Source organism: Pseudomonas sp. BNK-15, assembly GCF_047456105.1.
In the GTDB taxonomy this organism is placed as follows: domain Bacteria; phylum Pseudomonadota; class Gammaproteobacteria; order Pseudomonadales; family Pseudomonadaceae; genus Aquipseudomonas; species Aquipseudomonas putida_E.
Genome location: NZ_CP179898.1, coordinates 2,484,237 through 2,510,073, shown reverse-complemented (window position 1 = coordinate 2,510,073; position 25,837 = coordinate 2,484,237). Strand labels below are relative to the sequence as shown.

At 62.5% G+C, this 25,837-nt stretch carries 17 protein-coding genes and 2 pseudogenes; 8 read left to right on the top strand and 11 right to left on the bottom strand.

Annotation, left to right across the window (positions count from 1 at the left end):
• Window positions 1-43 precede the first annotated feature (43 nt).
• From ACMGF5_RS11450 to putP, 8 genes are all read right to left on the bottom strand, one after another.
• Entirely contained in the window at window positions 44-817 is a 774-nt protein-coding gene (locus tag ACMGF5_RS11450; RefSeq protein ID WP_046785067.1) for a glycosyltransferase family 2 protein, read from the bottom strand.
• A 67-nt stretch (window positions 818-884) separates the two neighbouring features.
• Window positions 885-1,841 carry a glycosyltransferase gene (locus ACMGF5_RS11445; protein WP_414157792.1) on the bottom strand — a complete coding sequence of 319 codons (957 nt, stop codon included), beginning with the start codon at window positions 1,839-1,841 and terminating at the stop codon, window positions 885-887.
• 48 nt (window positions 1,842-1,889) lie between these two features.
• A complete protein-coding gene (locus ACMGF5_RS11440; RefSeq protein ID WP_119688174.1) occupies window positions 1,890-3,293 on the bottom strand; it encodes a PIG-L family deacetylase in 1,404 nt (467 codons plus the stop codon).
• Entirely contained in the window at window positions 3,290-4,186 is an 897-nt protein-coding gene (locus tag ACMGF5_RS11435) for an antimicrobial resistance protein Mig-14 (RefSeq protein WP_119688173.1), read from the bottom strand. Before ACMGF5_RS11435 ends, ACMGF5_RS11440 begins: the two co-directional genes overlap by 4 nt.
• On the bottom strand, window positions 4,186-5,316 hold the full coding sequence (locus tag ACMGF5_RS11430) for a glycosyltransferase (protein ID WP_119688172.1): 1,131 nt from the start codon (window positions 5,314-5,316) through the stop codon (window positions 4,186-4,188). Before ACMGF5_RS11430 ends, ACMGF5_RS11435 begins: the two co-directional genes overlap by 1 nt.
• Window positions 5,300-7,057: a carbamoyltransferase gene (locus tag ACMGF5_RS11425; RefSeq protein WP_115273446.1), complete on the bottom strand. Its 1,758-nt coding sequence runs from the start codon at window positions 7,055-7,057 to the stop codon at window positions 5,300-5,302. The genes ACMGF5_RS11430 and ACMGF5_RS11425 overlap by 17 nt, the downstream gene beginning before the upstream one ends.
• Before the next feature lie 184 nt (window positions 7,058-7,241).
• Window positions 7,242-8,078 (bottom strand): 23S rRNA (adenine(2030)-N(6))-methyltransferase RlmJ, encoded by an 837-nt coding sequence (locus ACMGF5_RS11420; protein ID WP_115273445.1) that lies wholly within the window; start codon window positions 8,076-8,078, stop codon window positions 7,242-7,244.
• Window positions 8,079-8,207: 129 nt separating this feature from the next.
• Window positions 8,208-9,686, bottom strand: coding sequence for a sodium/proline symporter PutP (putP, locus tag ACMGF5_RS11415; RefSeq protein ID WP_119688171.1), 1,479 nt, complete (start codon window positions 9,684-9,686; stop codon window positions 8,208-8,210).
• A gap of 356 nt (window positions 9,687-10,042) precedes the next feature.
• On the opposite strand from putP, the gene putA reads away from it, so the two are divergent.
• Complete coding sequence (gene putA, locus ACMGF5_RS11410; RefSeq protein WP_414157791.1) at window positions 10,043-13,996, top strand: trifunctional transcriptional regulator/proline dehydrogenase/L-glutamate gamma-semialdehyde dehydrogenase; 3,954 nt, start codon at window positions 10,043-10,045, stop codon at window positions 13,994-13,996.
• Between the two features lie 170 nt (window positions 13,997-14,166).
• Here the strand turns inward: putA and ACMGF5_RS11405 are convergent.
• Window positions 14,167-14,430, bottom strand: a pseudogene (locus ACMGF5_RS11405) (DUF3077 domain-containing protein).
• Between the two features lie 155 nt (window positions 14,431-14,585).
• Window positions 14,586-14,826: pseudogene (locus ACMGF5_RS11400) on the bottom strand (hypothetical protein).
• Between the two features lie 539 nt (window positions 14,827-15,365).
• Between ACMGF5_RS11400 and ACMGF5_RS11395 the strand changes: the two are divergent.
• Window positions 15,366-15,773 carry a hypothetical protein gene (locus ACMGF5_RS11395; RefSeq protein WP_414157790.1) on the top strand — a complete coding sequence of 136 codons (408 nt, stop codon included), beginning with the start codon at window positions 15,366-15,368 and terminating at the stop codon, window positions 15,771-15,773.
• Between the two features lie 61 nt (window positions 15,774-15,834).
• Here ACMGF5_RS11395 and ACMGF5_RS11390 read toward each other — a convergent pair whose 3' ends face one another.
• Window positions 15,835-16,563 (bottom strand): hypothetical protein, encoded by a 729-nt coding sequence (locus ACMGF5_RS11390; protein WP_144415439.1) that lies wholly within the window; start codon window positions 16,561-16,563, stop codon window positions 15,835-15,837.
• 344 nt (window positions 16,564-16,907) lie between these two features.
• Here ACMGF5_RS11390 and ACMGF5_RS11385 point away from each other — a divergent pair, with 344 nt between their 5' ends.
• The 6 genes from ACMGF5_RS11385 to ACMGF5_RS11360 all read left to right on the top strand — a co-directional run bounded on the left by ACMGF5_RS11385 (window position 16,908) and on the right by ACMGF5_RS11360 (window position 25,765).
• On the top strand, window positions 16,908-18,710 hold the full coding sequence (locus ACMGF5_RS11385) for an acyl-CoA dehydrogenase (RefSeq protein ID WP_414157789.1): 1,803 nt from the start codon (window positions 16,908-16,910) through the stop codon (window positions 18,708-18,710).
• 30 nt (window positions 18,711-18,740) lie between these two features.
• Window positions 18,741-20,183 (top strand): TldD/PmbA family protein, encoded by a 1,443-nt coding sequence (locus tag ACMGF5_RS11380; protein WP_414157788.1) that lies wholly within the window; start codon window positions 18,741-18,743, stop codon window positions 20,181-20,183.
• Window positions 20,183-21,514: a TldD/PmbA family protein gene (locus tag ACMGF5_RS11375; protein ID WP_115273438.1), complete on the top strand. Its 1,332-nt coding sequence runs from the start codon at window positions 20,183-20,185 to the stop codon at window positions 21,512-21,514. The genes ACMGF5_RS11380 and ACMGF5_RS11375 overlap by 1 nt, the downstream gene beginning before the upstream one ends.
• A gap of 74 nt (window positions 21,515-21,588) precedes the next feature.
• Entirely contained in the window at window positions 21,589-23,016 is a 1,428-nt protein-coding gene (mdtD, locus tag ACMGF5_RS11370) for a multidrug transporter subunit MdtD (protein ID WP_039604767.1), read from the top strand.
• A 112-nt stretch (window positions 23,017-23,128) separates the two neighbouring features.
• On the top strand, window positions 23,129-24,466 hold the full coding sequence (gene dbpA / locus ACMGF5_RS11365) for an ATP-dependent RNA helicase DbpA (RefSeq protein WP_237859352.1): 1,338 nt from the start codon (window positions 23,129-23,131) through the stop codon (window positions 24,464-24,466).
• Window positions 24,467-24,583: 117 nt separating this feature from the next.
• Window positions 24,584-25,765 (top strand): NAD(P)/FAD-dependent oxidoreductase, encoded by a 1,182-nt coding sequence (locus ACMGF5_RS11360; protein ID WP_414157787.1) that lies wholly within the window; start codon window positions 24,584-24,586, stop codon window positions 25,763-25,765.
• The last annotated feature ends 72 nt before the right edge of the window (window positions 25,766-25,837 follow it).

The window sequence follows — 25,837 nt, the reverse complement described above, 5'->3', positions numbered from 1 at the left end:
GCAGCGCCTGGCAGGCCGTTGAAAAAACCTGCCAGGCGCGGTGTCAGTGCACGAAGATGGATATACCCATACCTGCCAAGGCACCGATCACCAGCGTCAATGCGAGCTTGACCCGGTCGCGATTACGCCGCTTGGCCTTGCGGTGCACTTCTTCAGGCACGGTGACGTGGCTGCCAAAGCCTGTGTGCAGTACCGCGTCACCCTCCAGGGTCACCGCTGTCAGTTTCAACTCCGCGTAACGGCGCGACAACGCCTTCTCGCCGGCATAGGCGGCAAATGGCGCACAGCGCTGATAATCGCTCAGCCGACGCAAGCCCGGGTTGAGGGAAAAGGCCTGCCATTCGGCTTTCTCGGAGTGCAATGGATAGCACGGCACGCCGGCGATCACCTGGCGATCCCCCAGATGAATGTAAGGGCTGTGGATCGACAAGTCATGGGCGTGGCTGCGCAACCAGACTTGCAGCACATCGGGGCTGACCTCGAGGATCGCCTTGGAGTCTTCGACGAAGGCCTGGCGATAGAAGCGCCAGTCGTCCTCGCAATGGAAGATGTAAGCCGTCTTCACATGGCTGTACGCCAGGTCGATCGACGCCAGCTGCCCAAGCTTGGGGCGGTTGACGAACACCGTGCAGTGGGGTTTCCAGTGCTCGGGTACGGCACCGTGAACAGCGTCGTCACCGGAGTCCTCGGTAATGAAGACCTCGCGAATGGGCGCTGTGTTGTAGCGATCGAAGCTCTCAAGGGTTTCCTTGAGCAGATCGAACCGACCGCAGCTGGTCACGACAAGCGTGACATCACTATCATTTGAAAAGCGCACCGGACTCCCTCCGCGTTGCGACAACAGACTTTGCGTAGCCACTCCCTGGCCACGAAAGCTCTTTAGATTAAATGCCCAGCGTCAACCGCAGCCTCTGCCAGGTGGACAAGGGCGGGTGCGGCCTGAGTGCCGGGCGCATATGGTCGACGATGCTACGGCCAACTTCAGCGAAACTGAAGCGGGAAACCGCCAGGTCCCGCCCATTTTCCGCAATTTGCTGCGCCAGGCCCGGATCGGCGCGCAGGGTGCTCAGCTTCGCCTGGAGCGTCGGAATGCTGTCGTATAACACCACGTTGTGCATATCCTGCAGGCCCAGGGCGCTATTTTCTTCTGCCCCTTGGTCGAACGCCAGCAACACGCAGCCGCAGGCCATGGCCTCGAAGTTCTTGATCATGTACTCGCCCATGCCCACATCGGCACTGACGAAGAAACGGATCCGGTTGAGGGTGTTGCAATAGTCTTCGCCGGATTTGGTGCGGGTCACCACCAGGTTTTCCACCCGCCCCAGCTCATCCAGCAACGCCTTGCGCCCGCTGTAGGCAACACTGTTGGTACTGCCGACGAACGCCAGCTCGATATCACGCTCAAGCCCTTGGTCCGTGAGCAGGCGCTCGTCATAACCCTTGGGCACGAACACCGCATCGAAACCTTCCTGGCGCAGGCGCTCACTGACCATGTAGCCGGAACTGATCACCCGTGCCCACGGCAGCTTGCGGTAATGCGCACTGAACTTGCCGGTGTACTTGCAGGGGATGTAGTTCTGGTAGGCATCATGCTCGAGGATCACCAGGTTCGGCACGGTACGGATGAACGCCGCCTGGCGTATCTCCTGCTTGAAGCGCAGGAAGAAGACGATGCGGTCATAGCGCTCGACCTGCACTTCACGTTTGAAATAACGGCGCAGGTTGCGCTGGTCATCGCTGGTCAACCAGCGCAGGTCGCACTCACAGTTGGCCGCGACGCCGTCGTACAGGCGATCGAGGATCGCCCGCTGTTCCTTCTGCACCAGAAATAAGACTTTCATTGCTTTCCTTGGGCGCTCTGCGCCTTCGCGGTCAACCATCGGCATCATCTACAGCTCACGGCGCCAGAACAGTTCATGCCGGCGCACGGCCTTGCGGAAGAACTCGTTCTCACCGTAAGGCGATGGCCGGCGCCCGGCCAGCCAGCGCTGCAACAGCCGACGCACTCGGCGCTTGAACGGTGCGCCAGGTTGCAGGTCGTGCATCATGCCCAGGGCCATCGCCTTGTCGCGCTGCGTTGGCAGGTCCAGCACCAGGCTGCAGGGTGCCCACGGCTGGTCGGCACTCAATTGCGGTGGCAAGGCCACTCCATCGCCGCTGTTGCCCATGGGCCAGCGGTCGTTGTCGTGCAGATGGTTGGCATAGCACAGCAGCGTCTGCGGCTGCCACGCCAAGCCCTGCAGCGCCTGCATGACGGCAACATGGGCGCAGATGTGATCAGGGTGCGGGTCCAGTTGCGGGTGCGGCATGACCAGCACTTCAGGCCGGGCCATCTCCAGCAGCGCACGCAAGTCAGCCAGCAGGTTGTTCCAGGTTGGCGCGCCATCGCTGTCGGCCGGCAACCGCAACGGGTTGAAGCGACGGAACGGGCGGATATCGGCCATGTCGGCTTCTCGGGAAACGGCCGGCACATCGGGCGCTGCCTGCATGGCGGGCAGTTGCAGGCAGAAGTAGCCTAATTGCACGCAACGCGCCTCTGGCACCCCGGCCCAGCGCGGCACGGCAATGCTGTCCCAGGCGCGCAGACGGCCCTTCAGCCGTGCCGCCTCGGCCTTGCCCATGCCCATCTGCTGGTAGTGCTCTGCTTCGATTTCGCCAGCGGTCAAGGTCACCACCCAGGCTTCGTCCGCCTGGCTGTAAAGGCCATAGGCCGCCAGCTCGGCATCATCGGCATGCGGCGCGATCACCATCACGCGACGGCGCTGCGTTTCGACGCCGGCGGTTATCCACAGACGCGGCTGGCCCTGCAAACGACAGTGACGGCCGCGCACGCGCAGCGTACCGGCCTGCAGCGGTGCAGCCAGCCCGGTCAGGTTCAGGAAGCGAACGCCGTCGACACCGCGCTCGAACGCCTGCCGGTCAGCACACTCATCGGCCAGCAGCTCGACACACGGGTCGAGAAAACGCCCCAGCCATCCGCTTTTGACCCGCACTTCGAGGATCAGCGTTTCATTACCCTGCAGCGCCGTATCGACGTTGAGCACGCCGTCACGCAAGGTGACAGGCGCTTCGCCGGTCTGCTCGCCGAAGTTATAGGCGTAATCTTCGCCCGGTGCATAGAACAGATGATCAGCGAACCAAGCTTCGTGGGCAGCCCAGAGCAGCGGCAGCAGCAACAACGGCAGCCACCACCAGGCGAATACGCCCAGGGCAACCAGCACCGCCAGGCCGGCCAGCAGCCCCAGGCGCTTGTTGCGCCGGTGGCGCTTGAGCAACTGCTGTTTGCGGCTCACGCCTGGAACACCGGCACGGGGTTGCACCAACGGTCCTTGTACTCGCGGTCGGCACGGCCAAACGAGAAGCGCAGAGGTTTGTTGCGTGCGCGGGCATCGTCCCAGGCAGCTTGGGTGTTGAGGAAGCTCAGCACGCTGCCAGGGCTGAAGGCCTTGGTCTCAGGGTCGACGCCGCCGTTGACGTACTCGACACTGATCCACTGCGGCGCTTCGACCCGATAGACCAGCTGGATGGCGATGGGCTTGTCGTCGAGCAACAGCACCGAGCCGATCAGCAGCTCACGCAGGCGCTCGAGCACATCGGCCATACGCTCGGCACCGGTGGCCGGGAACCCCCAGCGGCGCTGGAACAGGTCGCAATACATGGCCGCGATCTGCTGGGTATTGAAATCGGTAATAGGGCGCACCACACCACCCGCCTCTTCCAGCAGGCGCAACTCGCGGCGCTGGTTGTAGCGGAATTTCTTCGACAGGTCTTCATGCGCCCGGGCCATCGCCAACTGCTCTTTCTGAGCCTTCAGGCCGCTGAAGCGCCCCTGGTTCAGCTCGGACAGGTAGCGCGCGGTATGGCGCAAGGGTGCGGCGGCATCGCCAGCGGCTGGCAGAATGATCTCGGCATTGCCCAGGTCAAACAGGCCTTTCTTGCCGGCACGCTTGAGCACGTCCTTGGACAGCGCCAAATGACGCCCCCAGGTCGCAACGCCAGCCTTCAGCTCGCCTGCCTGATGCCAGCCCAGGTAACGCACGGGTATCTGCGCCAGGTCCGCCAACTGCTCGATCACCAGCGGGTGCGTGGCAACGCTGCCACCGAAGCGTGCCCACGCCTCGGCGTAGGCGGCAGCGTCGATCACCTGCCATCCGCGTTCTCGCCAAGCCTGAATATGATTGAGCATCACTTGCCCACCACCAGCGCGCTTACCTGCGGCAGCTGCCAGAAGGCTTCGCGCACGGCCTGATCGGAGAAACGCTCGTGCAGGCGCTGCAGCATGTGCGAGGCGCATGCATCGCGCTGCTGCTCGTCCAGCAACGCCATATGCTTCAAGCCTTGGGCCAGCTGCGAGGCATCGCCGAGCGGGAACAACACACCCACGCCCTCGACCACTTCACGAGCCCCGCCGCAGGCCGTTGCCAGCACAGGTACGCCGGCCACCATGGCTTCGAGCAGGACCATACCGAACGGTTCATGGTCGGAGCTCAGGGCAAACACGTCGAATGCCTGGAAGTAGTGGCGCGCATCCGGGACCTGGCCCAGAAAGTCGACTTGCCCGGCAATGCCCAGCTCGCCAGCCAGCGCCTTGAGCTTGTCTTCCAGGCGCCCCATGCCGAGGATCGCCAGACGAGCGCCGGCCGGCAGCTCAGGCAGGGCCTGGGCAAAGCCGCGCAGCAAGGTCGCCTGGTCCTTGTCCGGGTGCAGGCGCCCGACATTGCCGACGACCCACGCCTGCGCATCCAGGCCAAGGGCCTGACGCGCTTCAGCGCGCGGTACCAGTGCGGCCTGCAGGGCCTCGATGTCGATACGGTTGTACAGCGTCTGGATACGTTCGGCCGGCCACTGAGGCAGGCAACGACGCATGTCGTCACGCACGGCGTCCGACACGCCAAGCAGGCTCAGCCGTTTGCTGAACAGGTTGGCGAACAGGCGCCGCCCCTTGCGCTCATAGTCGCCGAACGCATGGTGCACGCCGATCACCGGCAGGCCCGTCGCCAGCAAAGCCACGTAGATCGGCTTGAAACGGTGGGCGATGCAGAAGCTGAAATTGCGCTCGGCCGCGATGCGGCGCAGGGCGCGTATGGCGCCGAGCTTCAGGCCGCGGACGGCCTTGGAGCTGAATTGGAGGAACAGCACCTCGTCCGACGCGCAGCCAGCCGCAACCTGCGGGTCGGCGGCGCCGGTGAGAAATACCGTGGTGACCTTGTAGCCGCTGCCCTGGAACAGGCTGGCGTACTGACGGGCGCAGTCGAGGAACGGCCCGTCGTAGCCATGGCAGAACTGCAGGATGCGCGGTTCAGAGCGGCTGGTCATACGCGGCGGCGCCGTCCTTCACAACAAGAATGTCTTCCATGATCAGGTACTGCAGGTCCGAACCGAAGAACATGTTCAGCGCATCGGTCGGCGAGCAGATCATCGGCTCGCCACGGCGGTTGAGCGAAGTGTTCAGCGACACGCCATTGCCGGTCAGGTCTTCCAGTGCCTTCATCATGTCGTAGTAACGCGGGTTGTACTCACGCTTGAGCACCTGGGCACGCGAAGTGCCATCCTCGTGAACCACTTCCGGCACACGGGTTTTCCACTCTTCGGCCACTTCGAAGGTGAAGGTCATGAACGGCGCCGGGTGATCGATCTTGATCATTTGCGGGGCGACGGTGTCGAGCATCGACGGGCAGAAAGGTCTCCAGCGTTCGCGGAACTTGATCTGGTGGTTGATGCGGTCAGCCACACCTTCGACGCTCGGGCAGCCGATGATCGAACGGCCACCCAACGCGCGCGGGCCGAATTCCATGCGGCCCTGGAACCAGGCCACCGGGTTACCGTCGACCATGATCCGGGCGATCTGCTGGGGCATGTCGTCGAGCTTGCGCCATTTCGGCTGGTTCGGGTGACGGGCACAGGCGGCAATCACGTCTTCGTTGGAGTACGAAGGGCCGAGGTAGACGTGCTCCATCTTCTCGACCGGTACGCCACGGGCATGCGACACATAGGCCGCAGCACCGACTGCAGTACCGGCGTCACCGGAGGCCGGCTGGACGAACAGCTCTTTGACGTCCGGACGGGCGATGATCTTCTGGTTGAGCTTGACGTTCAGCGCGCAGCCGCCAGCGAAGGCCAGCTTGCCGGTTTCACGCAGGGTGTCGCCCAGGTAGTGGTCGATCATCTGCAAGGCCAGCTTCTCGAACAGCGCCTGCATGCTCGCTGCGTAATGGATATAGGGCTCGTCGGCAATGTCGCCTTCGCGCTTTGGGCCCAGCCATTCGATCAGTTTCGGCGAGAAGTAGAAGCCCTTGCCCTTCTCTTTATAGCGGCGCAGGCCGATGACGTTGGCATACTCGGTGTTGATCACCAGTTCGCCGTTCTCGAAGCTGGCCAGGCGGGAGAAGTCATATTTGCTGGCATCGCCATAGGGCGCCATGCCCATGACCTTGAATTCGCCATCGAGCATTTCGAAGCCGAGGAATTCGGTGATCGCGCCGTACAGGCCGCCCAGCGAATCCGGGTCGAAGAATTCCTTGATCTTGTGGATCTTGCCGTTTTCGCCATAGCCGAAGAAAGTGGTGGCGTACTCACCCTTGCCGTCGATACCCAGGATCGCGGTCTTTTCCTTGAAGCCCGAGCAGTGATAGGCACTGGAGGCATGCGCCAGGTGGTGCTCGACCGGCTCGATCTTGACTTTTTTCGGGTCGAAGCCCAGTTGCTCCAGGCACCAGACGATCTTCTTGCGGTAGCGCTTGTAACGGCGGTTGCCCATCAGGATCGCGTCGAGGGCACGGTCCGGGGCATACCAGTAGCGCTTGGCATAGTGCCAGCGAGCCTTGCCGAACAGGCTGATCGGGGCGAACGGGATGGCGACCACGTCGACATCGGACGGCTTGATGCCGGCCTGTTCCAGACAGAACTTCGCCGACTCGTAAGGCATGCGGTTCTTCGCATGCTTGTCACGCACGAAGCGCTCTTCTTCGGCGGCGGCAATCAGTTTGCCGTCGATGTACAGGGCCGCGGAAGGGTCATGGCTAAGGGCGCCGGACAGGCCAAGAATCGTCAATGCCAAGGGATTAGCCTCTTCATTCGGTAGAGATGCGCCAGCGGCCTCAGGGGCGGGTGGCGGCTAAAAGGCGGGATTATAACGCAAACACTTCCAACTGGCCCTATCGCCGGCAAGCCGGCACCGACAGGCGCGGCGCCGCGCAAAGAGCGGCGCCGCGGCGGCGACAGGGCCGGCCTGGGCACCCGCTTTATTCAGCGATCAGCCAGTCCATCCGGTAGCTGCCGGCCGTCTGCGCCAGTTCTCTGGCCAGCCAGGGCAGCAGTTCCTTGAGTTCTTCTTCCAGCCCCCATGGCGGGTTGGCAATTGCCAGGCCCGAACCATTGAGGCCCTGCGGGCTGTCCTGGTGGTGAACGTACAGCTCGACCCGCAGCAGCTTGGGCGCACCAGTGCTGGTCAGGTCCTGGTAGAACCGGGTGAGCGAGCGCTGGTCCTTGATCGGGTACCAGATGGCCGCGACGGTCTGGCGCATGCGGCCGATCGCCTCTTTCATCGAGGTGGTGCAACGTTTGAGCTCATCGGCCTGTTCGAACGGCGGGTCGATCAGCATGATCGCGCGCTTTTCCGGCACCGGCAGCAACGCCCGCGGCACATGCCAGCCTTCACCCAGGTGCACCACCACGCGCGGGTCTTTCTTCATGTTCTCTTTGAGCAGCGGCCCGTCTTCGGGGTGCTTCTCGTTGAGCAGGGCGCGGTCCTGCTGGCGCATCAGGCGGCGGGCCAGCTCCGGCGAGCCGGGGTAGTAGCGCAACTCGCCATCGCTGTTCAGGCGCTTGATGATGCGCAGGTAATCGGCGGCCATGGCCGGTAGATCATCGCGGTTCCACAGGCGCGCGACCCCTTCCAGGTACTCACCGGTACGGGTGGCCTGGTCGCCTTGCAGGTCATACAGGCCCAAACCGGCGTGGGTGTCGATATAGGCGAACGGCTGTTCTTTGCGCGACATCAGGGCGATGAGGCGGGTCAGCACGATGTGCTTGAGGACGTCGGCATGGTTGCCGGCGTGGAAGGCGTGACGATAGTTCATGGCAACTCCTGCGCGAGCGGCAAGTTTACCTTGCCTTGCCGGCGGAGTCAGGCCTGGCTGCCGATCGACAGCGCCCCGACCGCCGGTTTAGCGGCGGCCGGGGCACCTCGACCCGACAGGTGTCAGGTATTACTTTTCAGCGTGATACGCGGCATCAGCGGTTTCAAAGCGCGAAACCATGCTGCTCGACGGGCTGCTCAGCTTGCTCACCACGACAATGGCGATGCTGGCGAACAGGAAGCCCGGGATGATTTCGTACAAACCGATGGTGTCGAACTGTTTCCACAGGATCACGGTCAGCGCACCGACCACGATACCGGCCAGCGCGCCGTTACGGGTCATGCCTTTCCACAGCACCGAGATCAGCACGACCGGGCCGAAGGCGGCACCGAAGCCGGCCCAGGCGTAGGCCACCAGGCCCAGCACGCGGTTTTCCGGGTTGGCAGCCATGGCGATGGCGATCAGGGCCACGGCCAGCACCATCAGGCGACCGACCCAGACCAATTCACGCTGCGAGGCATTCTTGCGCAGGAAGGCCTTGTAGAAGTCCTCGGTCAGCGCACTGGAGCACACCAGCAACTGGCAGCTCAAGGTACTCATCACCGCGGCCAGAATGGCCGACAGCAGCACACCGGCCACCCAAGGGTTGAACAGGATCTTCGCCAGCTCGATGAACACACGCTCGTGGTTCTCGGTGACCGGGCCTGCCAGGTCAGGGTTCGCGGAGAAATAAGCGATACCGAAGAAGCCCACGGCGCAGGTACCGACCAGACACAGGATCATCCAGGTCATGGAAATGCGGCGCGCCTTGGCGATGGATTTGACCGAATCGGCGGCCATGAAGCGCGCCAGGATGTGCGGCTGACCGAAGTAGCCCAGGCCCCAACCCATCAGCGAAATGATGCCGATGAAAGAAGCACCCTTGAGCATGTCGAAGTGCGCCGGGTTCTGCGCTTCGATGGCCAGGAAGGTCGTGTCGAAGCCGCCCGTGGAGATCAGCACGATGATCGGGGTCAGGATCAGCGCGAAGATCATCAGCGAAGCCTGCACGGTGTCTGTCCAGCTCACCGCCAGGAAGCCACCGATGAAGGTGTAGGCGATGGTTGCCGCAGCACCGGCCCACAGCGCAGTCTCGTACGACATGCCGAAGGTACTTTCGAACAGACGGGCACCGGCGACGATACCGGAGGCGCAATAGATGGTGAAGAACACCAGGATGACGATGGCCGAAATGATCCGCAGCAGGCCGCTGCTGTCTTCGAAGCGGCTGGAGAAGTAGTCCGGCAGGGTCAGCGCATCGCCGTTGTGCTCTGTCTGCACGCGCAGACGGCCAGCGACGAACAACCAGTTGAGGTAGGCACCGACGGTCAGGCCGATGGCGATCCAGGCCTCGGACAGACCTGAAAAGTAGATGGCGCCCGGCAGGCCCATCAGCAGCCAGCCGCTCATGTCGGAAGCACCAGCGGAAAGCGCGGTGACAACGCTACCCAGGCTGCGACCGCCCAGAATGTAGTCGGAAAGGTTCTTGGTGGAGCGATAGGCGGCAAAGCCGATCAGTACCATTACCGCGATATAGATCACGAAAGTGATCGTTAGTGGATTGCCCATGCTTGTGCCCTGGCGTTTGTTTTTATTTCATGCACAACCGAATCGAGACGGTTGCACCCAGGCGGCGAATCCTATGCAACAACGTTAATAGGGTGCAACCACTTTTCGTCCGCCAGTTGCACCTTCTCGTGCATTTTCAGGTAATGCCGCTTTTTTGCTCCTTTATGGAGCAAAACCCGCGTTTTTCAGAACAAAACGCATCAGAAAAAAACGTATTTGAAGCGTAGGATCATTCATCGGACGAGTTGCACCTTTTCCGTCAAAAAATCGGGTTGCACCTGGTTGCACCCGAAATGTCCTACGGCTACTCTTGGCGTTAGCTTAGGCCACAACCGTGGCAATAACGAGGATAAGAAATGGCGACGACCACCCTTGGGGTCAAACTCGATGACCCTACCCGTGAGCGACTCAAGGCAGCTGCGCAGTCCATCGACCGCACGCCGCACTGGTTGATCAAGCAAGCAATCTTCAACTACCTGGAGAAGCTCGAGGGTGGCGCCACCCTGACCGAACTCAACGGTCAGGCCAACAGCCCGGCCGACGATGCCGGTGAAGTACAGCCCGACCATGCGCACCAGTGCTTCCTGGAGTTCGCTGAGAGCATCCTGCCCCAGTCGGTGCTGCGCTCGGCCATTACAGCCGCCTATCGCCGCCCCGAGCAGGAAGTGGTGCCGATGCTGCTGGAACAGGCGCGCCTGAGCGCGCCCCTGGCCGAGGCGACCAACAAGATGGCCGCCGGCATCGCCGAGAAGCTGCGCAACCAGAAGAGCGCCGGAGGCCGCGCCGGCATCGTCCAGGGCCTGCTGCAGGAGTTCTCGCTGTCGTCCCAGGAAGGCGTGGCGCTGATGTGCCTGGCCGAAGCCCTGCTGCGCATTCCCGACAAAGGCACTCGTGACGCGCTGATCCGCGACAAGATCAGCAGCGGCAACTGGCACCCGCACCTGGGCAACAGCCCGTCGCTGTTCGTCAACGCGGCCACCTGGGGCCTGCTGCTGACCGGCAAGCTGGTTTCCACCCACAACGAAGCCGGCCTCACCACCTCGCTCACCCGCATCATCGGCAAGAGCGGCGAGCCGATGATCCGCAAGGGCGTCGACATGGCCATGCGCCTGATGGGCGAACAGTTTGTCACCGGCGAGACCATCGCCGAAGCGCTGGCCAATGCCAGCCGCTTCGAGTCCAAAGGCTTCCGCTACTCCTACGACATGCTCGGCGAAGCCGCGCTGACCGAGCATGATGCGCAGAAGTACCTGGCCTCCTATGAGCAGGCGATCCACTCGATCGGCAAGGCCTCCCACGGCCGCGGCATCTACGAAGGCCCGGGCATCTCGATCAAGCTCTCGGCACTGCACCCACGCTACAGCCGCGCTCAATACGAGCGGGTGATGGAAGAGTTGTACCCGCGCCTGCTGTCGCTGACTCTGCTGGCCAAGCAGTATGACATCGGCCTGAACATCGACGCTGAAGAGGCCGACCGCCTGGAGCTGTCGCTCGACCTGCTCGAGCGCCTGTGCTTCGAGCCTTCACTGGCCGGCTGGAACGGGATCGGCTTCGTCATCCAGGCCTACCAGAAGCGCTGCCCGTATGTCATCGACTACGTCATCGACCTGGCCAAACGCAGCCGTCACCGCCTGATGATCCGCCTGGTGAAAGGCGCCTACTGGGACAGCGAAATCAAGCGCGCCCAGGTCGAGGGCCTGGAAGGCTATCCGGTCTACACCCGCAAGGTGTACACCGACGTTTCCTACGTCGCCTGCGCCCGCAAGTTGCTGGCGGTACCGGAAGCCATCTATCCGCAATTTGCTACTCACAACGCACACACTCTGTCGGCTATCTACCACATCGCCGGTCAGAATTATTACCCGGGGCAGTACGAGTTCCAGTGCCTGCACGGCATGGGCGAACCGCTGTACGAGCAGGTTGTAGGCAAGGTCTCGGAAGGCAAGCTTAATCGCCCGTGCCGCGTCTACGCGCCGGTCGGCACCCACGAAACCTTGCTGGCCTACCTGGTGCGCCGCCTGCTGGAAAACGGCGCGAACACCTCGTTCGTCAACCGTATCGCCGACCACTCGATCTCCATCCAGGAACTGGTCGCCGACCCGGTCGCCAGTATCGAGCGCATGGCCACCCAGGAAGGCAGCATCGGCCTGCCGCACCCGCGCATCCCGTTGCCGCGTGACCTGTATGGCAGTGAGCGGGCCAACTCGGCCGGTATCGACATGGCCAACGAACACCGCCTGGCGTCGCTGTCCTGCGCCATGCTGGCCACGGCCCACAATGACTGGAAAGCCACCCCATTGCTGGCCTGCGCCGCCAGCGAAGGCGCTGCCACAGCGGTACTGAACCCGGCAGATCATCGCGACGTGGTCGGCCACGTGCAGGAAGCCACCGTTGCCGACGTCGACAACGCCATCCAGTGCGCGCTCAATGCCGCCCCCATCTGGCAGGCCACTCCACCCGCCGAGCGCGCAGCGATTCTGGAGCGCACCGCTGACCTGATGGAAGCCGAGATCCAGCCGCTGATGGGCCTGCTCATCCGCGAGGCCGGCAAGACCTTCGCCAACGCCATCGCCGAGGTGCGCGAGGCCGTTGACTTCCTGCGCTACTACGCCGTGCAGGCGCGCAACGATTTCAGCAATGACGCCCACCGCCCACTGGGGCCAGTGGTGTGCATCAGCCCGTGGAACTTCCCGCTGGCCATCTTCACCGGCCAGGTGGCCGCAGCCTTGGCTGCCGGCAACCCGGTACTGGCCAAACCAGCCGAACAGACCCCACTGATCGCAGCCCAGGCTGTGCGCCTGCTGCTCGAAGCCGGCATTCCGGAAGGCGTGCTGCAACTGCTGCCAGGGCGCGGCGAAACCGTTGGTGCCGGCCTGGTCGGCGACGAACGCGTCAAGGGCGTGATGTTCACCGGGTCCACCGAAGTGGCGCGCCTGCTGCAGCGCAACGTCGCCGGGCGCCTGGACAACCAGGGCCGTCCGATCCCGCTGATCGCCGAAACCGGTGGCCAGAACGCGATGATCGTCGATTCCTCGGCGCTGACCGAGCAGGTGGTGATCGACGTGGTGTCCTCGGCCTTCGACAGTGCCGGCCAGCGCTGCTCGGCCCTGCGCGTACTGTGCCTGCAGGAAGACTCGGCTGACCGCGTGATCGAGATGCTCAAAGGCGCCATGGCCGAAAGCCGCCTGGGCAACCCGGACCGCCTGGCCGTGGACATTGGCCCGGTGATCGATGCCGAAGCCAAGGCCGGTATCGAGAAGCACATCCAGGGCATGCGCGAAAAAGGCCGCCCTGTTTATCAGGTCGCCATCGCCGATGCTGCTGAAACCAAGCGTGGCACCTTCGTGATGCCAACGCTGATCGAGCTGGAGAGCTTCGATGAGCTCAAGCGCGAGATCTTCGGCCCGGTACTGCACGTGGTGCGTTACAACCGCCGCAACCTCGACCAGTTGATCGAGCAGATCAACAACTCCGGCTACGGCCTGACCCTCGGCGTGCACACCCGCATCGACGAGACCATCGCCAAGGTGGTGGAGAACGCCAACGCCGGCAACATGTACGTCAACCGCAACATCGTTGGTGCGGTGGTGGGCGTGCAGCCGTTCGGTGGTGAAGGCCTGTCCGGTACCGGCCCGAAAGCGGGTGGCCCGCTGTACCTGTACCGCCTGCTGTCGACCCGCCCGGCAGACGCCATTGGCCGTCACTTCCAGCAACAGGATGGCGAAGGCAAACCGGACCGTACCCTGCACGATCAGCTGATCAAGCCGCTGCACAGCCTCAAGGCCTGGGCCGAGAGCAACCAGCTGGCCGACTTGGCTGCGCTGTGCGACCAGTTCGCCAGCCAGTCGCAGAGCGGCATCGCCCGCCTGCTGCCAGGCCCGACCGGCGAGCGCAACAGCTACACCATCCTGCCACGCGAGCACGTGCTGTGCCTGGCCGACAACGAGGCTGACCTGCTGGCGCAGTTGGCCGCAGTACTGGCCGTCGGCAGCTCGGCGGTGTGGGCAGACAGCGAGCCTGGCAAAGCCCTGCGTGCCCGCCTGCCGCGTGAGCTGCAGGCCAAGGTCAAGCTGGTGGCGGACTGGAACAAGGATGAAGTGGCGTTCGACGCCGTGATTCACCATGGCGATTCGGACCAGCTGCGCAGCGTGTGCCAGCAGGTGGCCAAGCGTGCTGGTGCGATCGTCGGTGTGCACGGGCTGTCCAGCGGGGATCACCAGATTGCGCTGGAGCGGCTGGTGATTGAGCGGGCGGTGAGTGTGAACACCGCGGCGGCGGGGGGGAATGCCAGCTTGATGACCATTGGCTGATTGCTGTTGATAAAAAAGGGGAGCTTCGGCTCTCCTTTTTTATGGGCGCATATCTTGAGATGTTTGGCGCCTGTGAGATCGAGCGCCGCCCGCGCGGCGCTCGATCTCACAGGCGCTGAAACTGCTGCGGCGAATACATTGGGGCCTTCATGCAGCCTGAAGCCAGGCCCTCACTGCTTCATCCCCAACTCAGCATCATCCATCAGTGCCTTGGCCATCGCACTCAAATAATGCGCAGCCCAGAGCATCATCGTTTTCTCATCCATCAACCCGGTAATGGTCAGTTCGCGCACATAGCCCATCAACTCCGAAGACTGCTCTCAGGCATCCCGGCACGGGATACCCGGCTCGATGCGAAACAGTGGATGTGTGCCATTCTCGCCCTGGTAGAAGGTGGTCTTGCCGACGGTGAACTGGGTGTCTTCTGTTGTCATTGTTCAATCCCCTGATAATTCTCGACTGCCTGGCCTGGCCCTTTCGCGGGTGAACCCGCTCCCACAGGTTCATCACAAGCCCCAAGGCTTGCACAGTACCTGTGGGAGCGGGTTTACCCGCGAAGAGGCCAGCCCAGGCAACACATTACGCAGCCTCAATGCACAGGTCTGGCCTCAGCGGGCATCTGCACCTGAACCAATGCAGACTCAAGCAAAGCCCGCAGCGCCTCCAGTTCATGCATCGTGGTCATCATCAGGATCGAAGCCGGCGACCTGGGCTGCAGCTGCATGGCGTGGTGCACCACGGTTGCGGCACACAGCGCGTGATCCGTGGCCTGGATCAGGGTGTCTTCAAGGGAATGGGCGTTAGGGTGGATCGGGGACTATCTTCAGCATCATGGTTCACCTAGTGATAAAGGCCACTACACACCTGCTGTCAAACAAGAGGGTGGCAGCTGTACATGGGTTGACAGACCGGTAGGCAAACCAAAACCCGGCGCACACGAAGTGCCCCATGCACAGCTGCCATAAAGGCAAAGCGATTCGGTTTGACCTAAGCGGCCTGTCAAAGCCGGTCACTGATTCGGCAGCGACCACCCGAGACTAGGGCCCTACCCAGAGCACCGCAATGGCTTGGAGGGGGTTGGGAGTATGTTTGGGAAATGGACTACATGGAATAGGTGAAAACCTAAAATGATCTGCCGAAACTGGCCGGAATGCGGTGAGACTGGCAGGTGTTCGCGCCTCACCCTTTTCAGCGCCTGTGAGGCCGAGCGCCGCCCGCGCGGCGCTGCGCAGCACAAGGCTGCTCACATTTGTTGCAACGTGGCCATGCCTGTGAGGCCATGGTTGTCAGCCTTGTCGCATGAGCGAAGGAATGCGGGGCGGCAGCCGCGCCAACAGGGAAATACCGTCAAACCACAAAGCGGGCAACCATGGCCGAGCAGTTGCCACGCTATCTTTCCACCATGCGCGCCCCAGAGTTACGCCAAAGCCACCAGATACTCCACCCCTTAAACGCTTCTGAAGCAAGCAACAACCCAACCCATATCCAGTTATTGATGCCAGCAACGACCATAGGCAAGAGCAAAACCACCGAAACTGACGGAACGATGAAAAAAAATCTGAATGGCATCTGCACCAGCGCCAAAAACACCACGATTTTTTTACACCTGAAAAAACCCACGCATGTAACAATAACTGAAAACTGTAAAAACAGCCCGGCCCAGATCACAATGCCTGAACCACCCCAATTCCGCACTACGTCAAGACCACTATTCAAATCCGACAAAAAAGGTATTGCGCCTCGGGCGATATTACGCAAGATGTACAAAATAATATAAAACGCATCCATACTTGCCCAAAGCAAATATAGAGCTCGCTGCTTATTGGTAGTTGACACCATCAATAGGCCCCTATTCTATATTCATACTCCTCGTCAGGTACCACAGGACGCCAGTGCCAGGACTCCCCCGTGATCGCCCAGGCATCATCTGCCTGTACATAGTTTTGCGTTATCCGTCGTACATCCCCATATCGATGTGTAGCCGATAGTCTGGCGAAGCTCCGCTCCTTTTCGCCTAATGGCACCCACCTCTGACTTACCAATCTACGGGTATTAGCATAGTCTTTCCCCTCGCTCGAAAAAAGACGTCCCTCGTCACCTCGGGATGTTAAAAAGTTTGCGGCCAACGCCACCCCAGACCACAATAAATCTGTATCAATACTAAATGTTTTCCACTTGCCAGGGCCATCAGCTTCTGGGTATTTACTCTCAGACAGCAGTAAATCCAGCTTTGATTCCGCCCATCTCAAACGAGGGTAACGCGACACATCAATTGGAGAAATTGGCTGCTCCCGAATAAGGAACCACCTGCCGTCTTCCACCAGCTTCAAAGCTCGCCAGATATCATCCTGCAGCAAAGGACGCCCCAGAGGCAAATCACATGCTTTCTGGAAGTCACACAATCCACGCAGGGTCGTATTTTCCAGCAAAGCCCTCTGAACTACCGAACAAGCAAAAAAAGGGTCTTCAACCCTCTCTAAATCTTCTTTCCAAACGTCGCGCCACTCACAAATCCTGTCCATAGAATTCCTCCACAGTGAAGAATCAATATCTACCTCATTTTCCATCACTGCGGTCGTAGGAGATTTCGGCGCAGCGCGTAGGAATATTCCTGTCGCCTTCTACAAGCACGCCTCTGACGCCTCAAATTTTTCATGCAGTCAGTGGAATAGCAGAGCTTAAAAGGTGCCAAGGCTGACAGATGAATGCCTTTTGATCTCACACGTGCTTCAAGATTTGCTGCGAACGGGTGGCCTTGACGCTCACTCAACCCAGCCCCTTCCCCCGTCAACCAACATCAGAGGCTCCAAATGCGAGGATTTTTGACTGAACATCATCTCAATCAATCATGGTAGCCAGTCTTATTCGGCCAATCCTAGACTCGCCTCAAGCCCGCTCAAGGACCGCCCCCATGCCCGAGACCCTGCTCAGCCCCCGCAACCTGGCCTTCGAACTCTACGAAGTGCTCGACGCCCAAGCCCTCACCCAGCGCCCGCGCTTTGCCGAGCACAGCCGCGAAACCTTCGACGCGGCGCTGACCACCGCGCGCACCATCGCCGAAAAGTACTTCGCCCCGCACAACCGCAAGGCCGACGAAAACGAGCCGCGCTACGTGGACGGCCGCGCTGAACTGATCCCCGAGGTCAAGCCTGCCGTCGATGCCTTCCTCAAGGCCGGCTTCCTCAACGCCAATCGCGACTTCGAGGTCGGCGGCATGCAGCTACCCAGCCTGGTCTCGCAGGCCTGCTTCGCCCACTTCCAGGCCGCCAACGCTGGTACCACGGCCTACCCCTTCCTGACCATGGGCGCGGCCAACCTGATCGAAAGCTTCGGCAGCGACGAGCAAAAACGCCTGTTCCTGCAGCCAATGATCGAAGGCCGGTTCTTCGGCACCATGGCGCTGACCGAGCCGCACGCAGGTTCGTCCCTGGCCGACATCCGCACACGCGCCGAACCCTGCGCAGACGGCAGCTACCGGATCAAGGGCAACAAGATCTTCATCTCCGGCGGGGACCACGAACTGTCGGAAAACATCGTGCACATGGTCCTGGCCAAGCTGCCGGACGCGCCACCCGGTGTGAAAGGCATCTCGCTGTTCATCGTGCCCAAGTATCTGGTCAATCAGGATGGCCGCCGTGGCGAGCGCAACGACGTACTGCTGGCCGGGCTGTTCCACAAGATGGGTTGGCGCGGCACCACCTCCACGGCACTGAACTTTGGCGACAACGGCCAGTGCGTCGGCTACCTGATCGGCCAGCCACACCAGGGCCTTGCCTGCATGTTCCAGATGATGAACGAGGCACGCATCGGTGTTGGCATGGGCGCAGTGATGCTGGGCTACGCTGGCTACCTGTATTCGCTGGAGTATGCCCGCCAGCGGCCGCAAGGCCGGCTGCCGGACAGCAAGGACCCTCTCAGCCCGGCGGTGCCGATCATCGAGCACACCGATGTGAAACGCATGCTGCTGGCACAGAAGGCTTACGTGGAAGGCGCCTTCGACCTGGGCCTGTACGCGGCGCGCCTATTCGACGACACCCAGACCGCAGAGGACGAAAGTGCACGCCAGCAGGCACAAGCGTTGCTCGATCTGCTGACGCCGATTGTCAAATCCTGGCCTTCGACCTTCTGCCTGAAGGCCAACGAACTGGCCATCCAGATCCTGGGTGGCCACGGTTACACCCGCGAATACCCGGTAGAACAATACTACCGCGACAACCGCCTGAACCCGATCCACGAGGGCACCGAAGGCATCCAGTCACTCGACCTGCTGGGCCGTAAGCTGGCACAGCACAACGGAGCCGGCCTCAAACAACTGATTCGCCTGATCGCAAGTACCGGTGAGCGCGCCAGCCACCACCCCAATCTTGATGCCTTGCGCCAACCGCTTGAGCAACTGGTCACTCGCCTGCAAGCCGTGACCCTCGGCCTGCTGGGTGATCTCGCCCAAGGCCAGACTGCCGGCGCCCTTGCCAACTCGGCCCTGTACCTCAAGGCCTTTGGCCATTGCGTGATCGGCTGGCGCTGGCTGGAACAAGCGATACATGCCGAGCTAGGCCTGCTCAAGGGCAATGCCGCAGACCGCGACTTCTACCTGGGCAAACTGCAGGCAGCCCGTTATTTCCTGACCTGGGAGGTACCAGGCTGCCATAATGAGCTGGCATTGCTCGAGGCACGCGACGATACCTGCCTGGCCATGCAAGATGGGTGGTTCTAGGGGGAGCCACCGTGCACACGGAGGTTTTCCATGTTCGATTCCAGCGCCCTGCTGCGCCAGCGCTTTGCCACGCTGCGCAGCACGGCCGAGTTGTTTTCCCTGCGCCATGTGAAACAGTCCCACCAGGCGCTTTCGGTACGCCGTAACGTGGCCGAACCGCCATTCTTCAGCCAGGACGAGGGCGCCATGCTCACGGTGCGGGTCAACGGCGTAGAGGCCTACGCGGCCACCGCCGATCTGTCCCAGCAAGGGCTACAACGAGCATTGGAACATGCCGAAGCCATGGCCCGGCAGATCGCCAGGCACAGCCTGCTTGACCTGCGCGACCAGCCGGTGCCCAGCTCGCGCCACGACCATGTTTCGCCAAATTTCGACCGCCCACTGCCCAGCCTCGCCGACTGCCTGGGCCTGCTCGCCGCCGAATCAGCCAGCATACCCAAGGACAGCCGCCTGGTGGACTGGCAGACCAGCCTGAGCCAAAGCCTGGTCGAGCAGACCTACCTGAACTCCGCCGGTGCCGAACTGCGCCATGCTCAGCGGTTCCTGTTCCCGGGGCTGAGTGTCACCGCCAGCGACGGCCAGGACAGCCAGACCCGTAGCCTGGGCCGGGACAACTTCGGCCAGCAGGGTGGCTTCGAAATCATCGAACGCTGCGGCCTGGTCGGTGCTGCTCAGCATGTGGCCGACGAGGCGCTGCAGCTGCTGCTGGCGGCCAACACACCCAGCGGCCAGCGTGACCTGCTGCTGATGCCAGACCAGATGATGCTGCAGATCCATGAGTCGATCGGCCACCCACTGGAAATGGACCGCATCCTCGGCGACGAGCGCAACTACGCGGGCACCAGCTTCGTCAAAGCCAGTGATTTCGGCCACCTGCAATACGGCTCGCCAGTGCTCAACGTGACCTTCGACCCGACCATCGGGGAGGAACTCGCCAGCTACAGCCATGACGACGACGGCAGCCAAGCCAGCAAGCAGTTCCTGATCCGTGACGGTCTGTTGCTGCGCCCGCTGGGCGGCGCGCTGTCGCAGTTCCGTTCCGGGCTCGATGGCGTGGCCAACAGCCGCGCCTGCGGCTGGAACCGCGCACCGATCGACCGTATGGCCAACCTCAATGTCGAGCCGGGTGATCGAACCCTTGAACAACTGATTCAGGGAATCGAGCACGGCATCCTGATGCGCACCAACCGTTCCTGGTCCATCGACGATGCGCGCAACAAGTTCCAGTTTGGCTGTGAATGGGGCCAGTTGATTGAAAACGGCGAGCTCAAAGGCATCGTCAAAAACCCCAACTACCGCGGCATCTCCGCGCAGTTCTGGCGCAACCTCGCGGCGGTTGGTGACCGTAGCACCTTCCAGGTACTGGGCACGCCCAACTGCGGCAAGGGCGAACCCAACCAGGTGGTGCGGGTGGGCCATGCCGCTCCGGCCTGCGTGTTCCGCCAGATCGACGTATTCGGGGGGGACGCCTGATGAGCGCAACACCACAGCATGCTTTCGAACAACTGGTCAGTGCCTTGCGTGAAGTGAAACATGCAGAAGAACAGTTCACCCTGGGCTACAGCGCTGAACAATCGCAATTCGTGCGTTTCAACCATGCCAAGGTGCGCCAGGCCGGCGAGGTCAGCCAGGCCAGTGCGCACCTGAGGCTGATCCGCGACGGGCGCCAGGCTGAACAGCAAGTGACCCTGAGCGGCGATGCGCAAGTGGACCGTCAGCGCCTGGGCGAAGCCCTTGAACAGCTGCGCCAGACGCTGCCCCTTCTGCCTGCGGACCCCTACCTGCGCCTGGACCAGAGCGCTTGGCACAGCCACAGCCTGCAGGATCAGGCGCTGCCTGAGCTGGGCGAAGTACTGGCGCTGCTCGACGGCGAAGCAGGCGACCTGGACCTGGTTGGGATCTATGCCGCTGGCCCGATCTGCAGGGGCTTTGCCAGCTCTTACGGGGCCTTCGGCTGGCACCAGGCCAACAGTTTCAACTTCGACTGGAGCCTGTTCCACAGTAACGGCCAGGCCGTGAAGGCGAATTATGCCGGCCAGGCGTGGAATGCAGACGAATTCACCGCCCGCCTGCGCCAGGCCCGCGAACAGCTGGGCTTCCTCGGCCGCCCGGCAATTACCCTGAAGCCTGGTAGCTACCGCGCCTATCTGGCGCCTGCCGCGATGGACGAAATCGCCGGCATGCTGTGCTGGGGCGGTTTCTCTGCGCAGTCTCTGGCCACTGGCAACAGTGCGTTGCAGCGCCTGTACAGCGGCGATGCCCGGCTGAGCCCGCTGGTGTGTTTCCACGAGCAGGTCAGCGGGTCGTTGAGCCCGGCGTTTTCCGATGAGGGTTCGCCGCGCCAGGACGTACCACTGATAAGGGAAGGGCAAGCGCTGGGCAGGCTGGTCAGTGCCCGCAGTGCCGCCGAGTTCGAGCTGCTTGCCAATGGCGCGGACAGCTACGAATCGCCCTGCGCACTCAGCCTTGCAGCGGGGAATCTTGCCAACGCAGACATCCTTGCGCGGTTGGGCACTGGCTTGTACATCAGCAACCTGTGGTACCTGAACTACTCGGACCTGCCGGCTGCGCGCATGACCGGGCTCACCCGCTTCGCCACCTTCTGGGTGGAAAACGGCCAGATTCAGGGGCCGGTAAGCACCATGCGTTTCGATGACAGCCTGTACAGTCTGCTGGGCAGCCAGCTGGAAGACCTGACCTGTGAGCGAGAGATGATCCTGTCGACCAGCACCTATGGACAGCGCAGTACCGGTTCGAGTCATTTGCCGGGGGCGCTGGTCAAAGGGCTGACCCTGACATTGTGATCGGCTATCCCGGCCTCATCGCCGGCTTGCCTGCGATGAGGCCAGGACAGGCAACACTGAACATTGAGGTTCATATGCCCGAACGCACTCCGCTGGACCCTGTCACCGCCCGCTGGATCCCCTGGGTAGTGGCGATCGCCTTCTTCATGCAATCCCTGGACGGCACCATCCTCAACACCGCACTGCCGGCCATGGCCCGCTCGCTCGAAGAGAACCCGCTGCGCATGCAGGGTGTGATCATCGCCTACATGCTCACCGTGGCCCTGCTGATCCCCGCCTCGGGCTGGATCGCCGACCGTTTCGGCACCAAGCGTATCTTCTTCAGCGCCATCGTGCTGTTCAGTTTCGGTTCACTGCTGTGTGCCATGGCCAACAGCCTGGGCTTTCTGATTTTCGCCCGTGTGGTGCAGGGCCTGGGCGGCGCACTGATGCTGCCGGTCGGGCGGCTGGTGGTGCTGCGCGCCTATCCACGTAGCGAACTGGTGCGGATCATGAGCTTCATCACCATCCCCGGCCTGCTGGGCCCACTGCTAGGCCCGACGTTGGGCGGCTGGTTGGTCGAGATCCTCACCTGGCACTGGATCTTCCTGCTCAACCTGCCCGTGGGCGCGCTGGGCTGTTACGCCGTGTGGAAGTTCATCCCCGACCTGCGCGGTGCCGAACGCACCACCTTCGATGGCCCAGGCTTCATCCTGTTCGGCGCGGCGATGGTGCTGATCACCATCGCCATGGAAGGCCTGGGCGAGTTGCACCTGCCGCACCTGCGGGTGATGCTCCTGTTGTTCGCCGGCATGGCCTGCCTGGCGGCCTACTGGCTGCGCGCCGGGCGCGATCCCGAACCACTGTTCTCGCCCAGCCTGTTCCGGGTGCGCACCTTCGCCATCGGTATTCTGGGCAACCTGTTCGCACGCCTGGGCAGCGGCGCCCTGCCCTTCCTGGTGCCGTTGCTGCTGCAGGTGGCACTGGGCTATTCGCCGGCGCAGGCCGGCATGAGCATGATCCCGCTGGCGGCGGCGGCAATGGTCGCCAAGTCCGTTGCCCGGCCGCTGATCGAACGCCTCGGTTACCGCATCGTCCTCACCGGCAACACCGTGCTGCTCGGCCTGCTGCTGGCCAGCCTGGGGCTGGTCGACGGGCAGACCCCGTATGCCGTACTGCTGGTGCAACTGGCCCTGCTGGGCGCCGTGAACTCCATGCAGTTCACCGCCATGAACACGGTAACCCTGATCGACCTCGACGATGCCAGCGCCAGCAGCGGCAACAGCCTGCTGTCGGTGGTCGCGCAGCTGTCACTGAGCCTGGGCGTGGCCTGCGCAGGCGCACTGCTGGGCGGTTTCACTGCAGCCGGCAATGCCGATGGTGTGGAAACCACCCTGGGCGCCTTCCAGCTGACCTTCGTGACCATCGGTATCATGGCCATGCTGGCGGCGGCGATCTTCCTGCAGCTGTCGCCGACGGACGGAAGGCGTGCCCGTCGTCCGGAACCGCACATGGAGTCTTAGGGCGAATGGCCACGAGGCTGGTAGACTATGCGGCATTTTTCGCTTCGCAACGCAGGCCCGCCTCGTGACCACCGAATCCACCGCTTTTGCCACCTTGCCGCTGTCCGCCGCCATGCTGGCCAACCTGGACGCCCTCGGCTATGCCTCGATGACGCCGATCCAGGCCCAGAGCCTGCCCGTCATCCTCAGGGGCCAGGACCTGATTGCCCAGGCCAAGACCGGCAGCGGCAAGACCGCCGCCTTCGGCATCGGCCTGCTCAACCCGATCAACCCGCGCTACTTCGGTTGCCAGGCACTGGTACTGTGCCCCACCCGCGAGCTTGCCGACCAGGTTGCCAAAGAGCTGCGCCGCCTGGCCCGCGCTGAAGACAACATCAAGATCCTCACCCTGTGCGGTGGCGTCTCGCTGGGCCCGCAGATCGCTTCGCTGGAGCATGGCGCGCACATCATCGTCGGCACCCCAGGGCGCATCCAGCAGCACCTGGACAAAGGCACCCTGGTGCTCGACGGGCTCAATACCCTGGTGCTGGACGAAGCCGACCGTATGCTCGACATGGGCTTTTTCGACGCTATCGCCAGCATCATCGGCAAGACCCCGTCGCGCCGCCAGACCCTGCTGTTCTCGGCCACTTACCCCGCCGGTATCGAGCAATTGGCCGCCGACTTCATGCGCAAGCCGCAGCAGGTCAAGGTCGAGAGCCTGCACACCGACAACCAGATCGAACAGCGCTTCATCGAAATCGACCCGCAACAGCGCCTGGAGGCTGTCACCCGCGTGCTCGGCCACTACCGCCCGCAGTCCTGCGTGGCGTTCTGCTTCACCAAGCAGCAGTGCGAGGACGTGGTCGCCCACCTCACCGCCAAGGGCATCGTGGCCCAGGCCCTGCACGGCGACCTCGAGCAGCGCGACCGCGACCAGGTGCTGACCATGTTCGCCAACCGCAGCAGTTCGGTGCTGGTGGCCACTGATGTAGCCGCACGCGGCCTGGATATCGATGGCCTGGACATGGTCATCAACGTGGAGCTGGCGCGCGATGCCGAGATCCACGTGCACCGCGTCGGCCGTACCGGTCGCGCGGGCGAGAAAGGCCTTGCCGTGAGCCTGGTCGCTCCGGCCGAAGGCCATCGGGCCCAGGCCATCGAGGCGCTGCAGAAGAGCCCGCTGCGCTGGGACCAGCTAGACAGCCTGAAGAACAAAGGTGGCGAACCGCTGCTGCCGGTCATGACCACGCTGTGCATCGCCGCTGGCCGCAAGGACAAGCTGCGCCCGGGTGACATCCTCGGTGCGCTGACCGGTGATGCCGGCATCCCGGGCAAGCAGGTGGGCAAGATCGCCATCTTCGACTTCCAGGCCTTCGTGGCGGTGGAGCGGGCCCTGGCCAAGCAGGCGATGCAGCGCCTGAACAGCGGCAAGATCAAGGGCCGCGCCCTGAAAGTTCGCATTCTCTGAAATCTTTTGGGGCCGCTTTGCGGCCCTTCGCGACACAAGGCCGCTCCTACAATGGGTTGCGTACGCCTGTAGCGAAAGGGCTGCGCAGCAGCCCCAGCACTCTTAATGAGGTACCCCGTGCACACCACCGACGTGATCATCCTCGGCGCCGGCGCCGCCGGCCTGATGTGCGCCCAGCTCAGCGCCCGCCGTGGCCGCCGGGTGCTGCTGCTCGACCACGCCAACAAGCCAGGCAAGAAGATCCTCATGTCTGGTGGCGGGCGCTGCAACTTCACCAACCTGTACACCGAGCCGGCCAACTTCCTCTCCCAGAACGCACACTTCTGCAAGTCGGCCCTTGCCCGCTACACACAGTGGGACTTCATCGAGCTGGTGGCCAAGTATGGCGTGCCCTACCACGAAAAGAAGCTCGGCCAGCTGTTCTGTGACAACAAGGCCAGCGACATCCTCGACATGCTGTTGGCCGAATGCGACGAAGCCGGTGCCGAACTGCGCATGCAAACCAGCATCGAGCATATCGAGAAGACCGAAAGCGGCTATCTGCTGCAAACCAGCGCCGGCCAGTTTGCCTGCCAGTCGCTGGTGATCGCCACCGGAGGCCTGTCGATTCCAACGCTGGGCGCAACCGGCTTCGGCTATCAGGTAGCGCGCCAGTTCGGCCATACCTTGCTGCCGACCCGCGCAGGTCTGGTGCCGTTCACCATTACCGAGCCTCAACTCAAGGCACTGTGCACCGAGCTGTCGGGCACCTCGCTCGATTGCACAGCCAGCTGCAACGGCACCAGCTTCCGCGAAAACCTGCTGTTCACCCACCGCGGCCTCAGCGGCCCGGCGATCCTGCAGATTTCGTCGTTCTGGGAGGCCGGCGACACGGTCGAAATCAACCTGCTGCCCGACCGTGATGCCCTGACCTGGCTGCAACAGCAGCAGACCGAGCGCGCCAATGCGGAACTCAAGACCGTATTGGGCGAGGTGTTCACCCGCAAACTGGCCAACCTGCTGGCCGAGCAGTGGTTCGAGTCAAAGCCGATGAAGCAGTACACCCCGGCGGAGCTGGCGCAGATCGCCGACAAGCTGGCGGCCTGGCAGCTGGTACCGGCAGGTACCGAAGGCTATCGCACCGCCGAAGTCACCCTGGGTGGCGTCGATACCCGTGAGGTGTCGTCGAAAACCATGGAATCGCTGAAGAGCCCCAACCTCTATTTCATCGGTGAAGTGCTGGATGTCACCGGCCACCTGGGCGGTTTCAATTTCCAATGGGCCTGGGCATCGGCCAACGCTGCAGCACAGTTCGTGTAGAGTAGAATCCATTCAGCAGCACGGAACGCTTCTTGCTGGTCCGTGCCGCAATGCATTCAATCGATCACTGCC

Excerpts from the sequence above, each read along its gene's own strand:
- ACMGF5_RS11445 (WP_414157792.1), bottom strand. The coding sequence starts at position 1,841 with ATGAAAGTCTTATTTCTGGTGCAGAAGGAACAGCGGGCGATCCTCGAT.
- ACMGF5_RS11435 (WP_119688173.1), bottom strand. The coding sequence starts at position 4,186 with ATGCTCAATCATATTCAGGCTTGGCGAGAACGCGGATGGCAGGTGATC.
- ACMGF5_RS11430 (WP_119688172.1), bottom strand. The coding sequence starts at position 5,316 with ATGACCAGCCGCTCTGAACCGCGCATCCTGCAGTTCTGCCATGGCTAC.
- ACMGF5_RS11420 (WP_115273445.1), bottom strand. The coding sequence starts at position 8,078 with ATGAACTATCGTCACGCCTTCCACGCCGGCAACCATGCCGACGTCCTC.
- putP (WP_119688171.1), bottom strand. The coding sequence starts at position 9,686 with ATGGGCAATCCACTAACGATCACTTTCGTGATCTATATCGCGGTAATG.
- putA (WP_414157791.1), top strand. The coding sequence starts at position 10,043 with ATGGCGACGACCACCCTTGGGGTCAAACTCGATGACCCTACCCGTGAG.
- ACMGF5_RS11395 (WP_414157790.1), top strand. The coding sequence starts at position 15,366 with ATGGCCGAGCAGTTGCCACGCTATCTTTCCACCATGCGCGCCCCAGAG.
- ACMGF5_RS11390 (WP_144415439.1), bottom strand. The coding sequence starts at position 16,563 with ATGGAAAATGAGGTAGATATTGATTCTTCACTGTGGAGGAATTCTATG.
- ACMGF5_RS11385 (WP_414157789.1), top strand. The coding sequence starts at position 16,908 with ATGCCCGAGACCCTGCTCAGCCCCCGCAACCTGGCCTTCGAACTCTAC.
- ACMGF5_RS11380 (WP_414157788.1), top strand. The coding sequence starts at position 18,741 with ATGTTCGATTCCAGCGCCCTGCTGCGCCAGCGCTTTGCCACGCTGCGC.
- ACMGF5_RS11375 (WP_115273438.1), top strand. The coding sequence starts at position 20,183 with ATGAGCGCAACACCACAGCATGCTTTCGAACAACTGGTCAGTGCCTTG.
- mdtD (WP_039604767.1), top strand. The coding sequence starts at position 21,589 with ATGCCCGAACGCACTCCGCTGGACCCTGTCACCGCCCGCTGGATCCCC.
- dbpA (WP_237859352.1), top strand. The coding sequence starts at position 23,129 with ATGCTGGCCAACCTGGACGCCCTCGGCTATGCCTCGATGACGCCGATC.